At 62.2% G+C, this 5399-nt stretch carries 6 protein-coding genes; 1 reads left to right on the top strand and 5 read right to left on the bottom strand.

The genetic code is table 11. The features are described from left to right. From ACRXB1_RS29130 to ACRXB1_RS29110, 5 genes are all read right to left on the bottom strand, one after another. On the bottom strand, window positions 1-354 hold a 354-nt coding region (locus ACRXB1_RS29130), incomplete at its 3' end, for an alpha/beta fold hydrolase (protein ID WP_449493998.1). Further along, complete coding sequence (locus ACRXB1_RS29125) at window positions 354-1745, bottom strand: 3-carboxy-cis,cis-muconate cycloisomerase (protein ID WP_449493997.1); 1392 nt, start codon at window positions 1743-1745, stop codon at window positions 354-356. The genes ACRXB1_RS29130 and ACRXB1_RS29125, both read right to left, overlap by 1 nt. After that, on the bottom strand, window positions 1745-2947 hold the full coding sequence (pcaF, locus tag ACRXB1_RS29120) for a 3-oxoadipyl-CoA thiolase (protein ID WP_075359905.1): 1203 nt from the start codon (window positions 2945-2947) through the stop codon (window positions 1745-1747). The genes ACRXB1_RS29125 and pcaF overlap by 1 nt, the downstream gene beginning before the upstream one ends. 21 nt (window positions 2948-2968) lie before the next feature. Next, on the bottom strand, window positions 2969-3640 hold the full coding sequence (locus ACRXB1_RS29115; RefSeq protein ID WP_061999657.1) for a 3-oxoacid CoA-transferase subunit B: 672 nt from the start codon (window positions 3638-3640) through the stop codon (window positions 2969-2971). Between the two features lie 26 nt (window positions 3641-3666). Then, window positions 3667-4359, bottom strand: a complete 693-nt coding sequence (locus tag ACRXB1_RS29110) for a 3-oxoacid CoA-transferase subunit A (protein ID WP_075359906.1) — start codon at window positions 4357-4359, stop codon at window positions 3667-3669. A 187-nt stretch (window positions 4360-4546) separates the two neighbouring features. Between ACRXB1_RS29110 and ACRXB1_RS29105 the strand changes: the two genes are divergently transcribed. Beyond that, window positions 4547-5377 carry an IclR family transcriptional regulator domain-containing protein gene (locus ACRXB1_RS29105; protein WP_449493996.1) on the top strand — a complete coding sequence of 277 codons (831 nt, stop codon included), beginning with the start codon at window positions 4547-4549 and terminating at the stop codon, window positions 5375-5377. Window positions 5378-5399: the final 22 nt, after the last annotated feature.

Here is a 5399-nt window from a genome sequence, read left to right as displayed (position 1 = left end):
CACCACGCGCCCGAAACGCTCCGGGTGGCGCGCGGCGAGCGCAATGCCGGTGATGCCGCCCATCGACAGGCCGCAATAGTGCGTGCGTGCAATGCCGAGCGAATCCAGCAGGCCGATCACATCGCCGGCAAGCTGGTCGAGCGTGTACGGGCCGTTCGGCGCGTCCGAGCGGCCATGGCCGCGCGTGTCGTAGCGCAGCACGCGAAACTTCGCTGCAAGCGCTTCGACTTGCGGCGTCCACATCGATACATCGCTGCCAAGCGAATTCGACAGCACAATCCAGGGCGCGTTGCTGCCGGCCGAAGCATCGACACGATAGAACAATTGAATACCGTTGACGGCGGCGTAGGGCATTACGAAAAGCTCCCGAATGAATTTGACCGATGCCGCTTCAAGACGGCATCGACGAAAGCAGTTGCCTGGCCCGCATAATTGGCCGGATCCAGCAGCGCTTGTAATTGAACAGAAGACACGTGTTGCGTGACGCGCGTGTCGTTCGAAAGCACGTCGTATAGCGTCGTGCCTTTGGCGACCGCTTCCTTCGATGCATGTTCCACGAGCGAGTGGGCATCGAGCCGGCCGATGCGATCGCCGAGCGCAAGCATCACCGCTTCGCCGAGGATCAACCCGTGCGTGAGATCGAGATTGGCGTCGAGCCGCTCTGTGTTGACTTCCATATTGGACACGATGGCCGTGAGCTGCGCGAGCGCTCCGCCGGACAACCGGGCAAGATCAGGCAGCGCTTCCCACTCCGCCTGCCAGCCGCCGAGCGCCCGTTCATGTTCCTGCACCATGCCGCTGAAAACGGTCGCAACCAGATTCGGCGCGCGCATCGCGGCGCTCAGAACGGCTGCGCAGCCGACGGGATTGCGTTTGTGCGGCATCGTCGATGAACCGCCCTTTCCCGGCGCGGCCGGCTCGGCGAGTTCGCCGACCTCTGTCTGCATGTGCAACGAGATGTCGCGGGCGATCTTCCCCAGCGTACCGATGAGCATCCCGAAACACGCCGCCGCCTCCGCGATCCGGTCGCGCTGGGTATGCCAGGGCAGTGCAGGAAGCTGGAGCTTGAGGTCGTCGGCCAATACCTGCGCCACGTCCGGCGCCTTGTCGCGCAGACTCGCCAGCGTTCCCGCAGCACCACCGAATTGCAGGACTAGCACGCGCCCACGGCATTGCGCGAGACGTTCGCGATGCCGCGTCAGCGCGTCAAGCCACTGAGCGAACTTCAGACCGAGCGTAATGGGCAAGGCTTGCTGAAGCCATGTGCGGCCGATCATAGGCGTCGTTCGATATGTGCCGGCTTGAAGTGCGAGCGCTTCGGACAATTCGTCGAGTCCGGCTTCCAGCAAGTCAAACGTAGAACGCAATTGCAGGACCGTACCGGTATCGATGATGTCCTGGCTCGTCGCGCCCCAATGCACGAACTTCGCGGCATCGGCATCTTTGATTTTGACGGCGGCCGTCAGTTGCTTCACCAAAGGAATCGCGAGGTTGCCGCCGGATGCGGCGCCTGACATCAGCGCACCGGCATCGATCAGATCTGCATTGCATGCAGCAACGATCGCCCCGACCGCGTCCGCTGGAATCACGCCATGCAAGGCCGACGCCCGGGCGAGCGCCGCCTCGACATCGAGCATCGACTGCACGGTCTCTCGCGCCGACCACACGTCGTTCATCTCGGCCGTGCCGCAGATCAGATCGGTCAGACGCCCGGCCGCAGCAAATGTCGGCTCAGGAGACGACATCACACGCGCTCGATGGCGATCGCAATACCCTGTCCCACGCCGATGCACATCGTGCACAACGCAAAGCGCCCGCCCGTCCGATGCAACTGATACGTCGCGGCCGTCACCAGCCGCGCGCCGCTCATGCCTAGCGGATGGCCGAGCGCGATCGCTCCACCGTTCGGATTGACGCGGGGATCGTCATCGGCAATCCCAAGCAAGCGCAGCACGGCCAATCCCTGCGATGCAAATGCCTCGTTCAGTTCGATCACATCGAATTGATCGATAGTCATGCCCAGGCGCTTCATCAATTTCTGCGATGCCGGCGCCGGTCCTATGCCCATTACGCGCGGCGGCACGCCTGCCGTCGCGATACCCAGCACGCGAGCGCGCGGCGCGAGGCCAAAACGTCTGGCGCTGTCTTCGTCGGCGAGGAGCAAGGCTGCGGCGCCGTCGTTCACACCCGATGCGTTGCCCGCCGTCACCGTGCCGTCCGGCCGCACGACGCCTTTCAGCTTCGCGAGCGCTTCAAGACTCGTTTCGCGCGGATGCTCGTCTTGCGACACGAGCACCGGATCGCCTTTCTTCTGCGCGATGGAAACCGGCACGATTTCCTGCGCGAACGATCCGTCCTTCTGCGCGCGCGCCGCTTTCTGCTGGCTGCGCAATGCAAAGGCATCCTGATCTTCGCGGCTTACCTTATAGTCGGTCGCCACGTTTTCCGCGGTCTCAGGCATGGAATCGACGCCATGCATTTTCTTCATCAGCGGATTGATGAAACGCCAGCCAATGGTCGTATCGTAGATCTCGGCCTGCCGCGAGAACGCGGTCGTCGCCTTGCCCTGCACGAATGGCGCACGGCTCATGCTTTCCACGCCACCCGCGACCATCAGCGCCGCTTCGCCCGATTTGATCGCGCGCGCCGCAACGCCGATTGCATCCATGCCCGATCCGCACAAACGGTTGATCGTCGAACCCGGCACTGAATCAGGTAGACCGGCCAGCAACGCCGACATCCTTGCAACGTTCCGGTTGTCTTCGCCGGCCTGATTCGCACAACCGTAGATGAGGTCATCGAGGGCGCTCCAGTCCACTTCCTTGTTGCGCTCCATCAAGGCGCGCAATGGCACGGCGCCGAGATCATCGGCACGAACCGATGACAGCGCACCGCCATATCGGCCAACCGGCGTGCGGATTGCGTCGCAAATGAATGCTTCTTTCATGCCCATCTCCTGAGTTGTCCTTCAATGCGCCGAGAGCGCCGCAGCCGCTTCTTGCGGCTCGTACGTCAAAGGTACCTGCGCCAGTTTTTGAAGCTCGTCGAACGACAAGCCTTCGATGATTTCCCGCACCACGAATCCGTTCGGCGTTATATCGAACACGCCGTGATCCGTGTACACACGGTCCACGCAGTCCACGCCCGTCACCGGATAGGAGCACTCGGCGACCAGCTTGCTTTCGCCCTGCTTGGTGAGCAGTTCCATCATCACATAAACCTGTTTGGCGCCGATTGCCAGATCCATTGCGCCGCCGACAGCGGGAATCGCGTCGGGCGCGCCCGTGTGCCAGTTCGCAAGATCGCCTTTCGCCGATACCTGGAACGCGCCGAGCACGCAGATGTCCAGATGGCCGCCGCGCATCATCGCGAAGGAATCGGCGTGGTGGAAAAACGCGCCGCCCGTGAGCAGCGTCACATGCTGCTTGCCGGCGTTGATCAGTTCGTCGTCTTCCGCGCCTTTTTCCGGCGCCGGGCCCATGCCGAGCAAACCGTTCTCGCTATGCAGGAAGATTTCGCGGTCCGCCGCGAGGTGATTGGCAACGAGCGTCGGCACGCCGATGCCCAGGTTCACGTAGGCGCCTTCCTGAATGTCGCGCGCCACGCGCTGCGCCATTTCATCACGAGTCAATTTTTTCATGTCGATGTCCTGTCGATGTCCTGTGTTCACGCCGCCAGCTCGGCAGCATGCACAACCTGGGGCACTTCGATCACGCGCTGCACGAAGATACCCGGCGTCACGATGTCCTCGGGGTCCAGCGCACCGAGCGGCACGACTTGCGAGACCTGCACGATCGCGGTTTTGGCGGCCGTGGCCATGATCGGCCCGAAGTTGCGCGCGGTCTTCCGATACACCAGGTTGCCCCATCGATCGCCCTTGAACGCCTTGATCAGTGCGAAGTCAGCATGCAGCGGCGACTCCAGCACGTAATGCCGGCCATCGATGAAACGCGTTTCCTTGCCCTCCGCCAGCTTCGTGCCGTAGGCAGTCGGCGTGAAGAATCCGCCGATACCCGCGCCCGCCGCCCGAATGCGCTCCGCGAGATTGCCTTGCGGCACGAGTTCCAGCTCGATCTCTCCCGCCCGATACAACCCGTCGAACACTTGCGAGTCGCTTTGCCGCGGAAACGAACAGATGATCTTGCGCACCCGCCTGGCTTTGAGCAGCGCGGCCAGCCCGGTCTCGCCGTTACCCGCATTATTGTTGACGATGGTCAGTTCGCGCGCCCCCTGTTCGATCAATGCATCGATGAGTTCGGAGGGCATGCCCGCCGTGCCGAATCCGCCGATCATCACGGTCGCGCCGTCCTGAACGTCTTTCACCGCCGAGCTCAGCGAGTCGAAAATCTTGTTGATCATGGTGTTCCTTCCTTTGACTGAATCGAAGTGCGCCGCTTGCAATTGATGCACCGCTTGCAATTGAATGTTCGTTGTGCGAACATCGATTCGTTTAGCGAACAAATGTCATGGTATTCCCGCATTCGTTGCGCTGTCAATGAACCTCGGGTTTGTCCCGATGAGTTGCGAATTTCAGGAGGGCTTCAGAATGAATCCTCTCGCTTTGGCGACCGACCTGCCCGAGACGGACCCGGCCTCCCGTCCCGGCGATGCGTTCGTGCAATCGTTCGCACGCGGTTTGTCGGTGATTCGTTCGTTCAGTGCGTCGCGTCCTGCGCAGACATTGTCCGAAGTCGCGGCTGCATCGGGCCTCACGCGCGCCGGCGCGCGAAGAATCTTGCTGACACTGCAGGCGCTCGGTTACGTCGAAGCCGACGGCCGCCAATTCACGCTTACGGCCAAGATCCTCGACCTCGGTTTCGCATATCTCACCTCGATGCCCTTCTGGAATCTCGCCGAACCGGTCATGGAAGAGCTCGTCGGCCAAGTACACGAGAGCTGCTCGGCCGCCGTGCTGAACGGCACGGAAATCGTCTACGTGCTGCGCGTACCGACGCACAAGATCATCACGATCAACTTGTCCATCGGCAGCCGTTTGCCGGCGTTCTGCACGTCGCTCGGACGCGTGCTGCTCGCGTCACTCGATGACGACAAACTCGACGCCCTCCTCGACGCCAGTGCGCTCGAAGCCCGCACGCCCCGCACGATCGTCGATAAAACCGCGCTCAAGGCAGCGCTTGCCCTGGTGCGCAAACAAGGCTGGGCTATCGTCGACCAGGAACTGGAAGAAGGCCTCATTTCGATGTCCGCGCCCATCCGCGACCGCCAGGGCCGCGTAATAGCCGCGCTGAACATCAGCGGCAACGCGCAGCGCAAGAACGCGAAGCAAATGGTGAAAGCGTTCCTCGAACCGCTCCTCGACGCAGCGCGGCTATTACGCGGCCCTGGCGGTCGCGGATGGGCGCGGACATCGAAATGAGGCCTTCTTCCAGTTCCTGGTA

The sequence above is a fragment of the Caballeronia sp. M23-90 genome (assembly GCF_053574605.1).
This window is presented reverse-complemented; position numbering and strand designations above follow the sequence as displayed.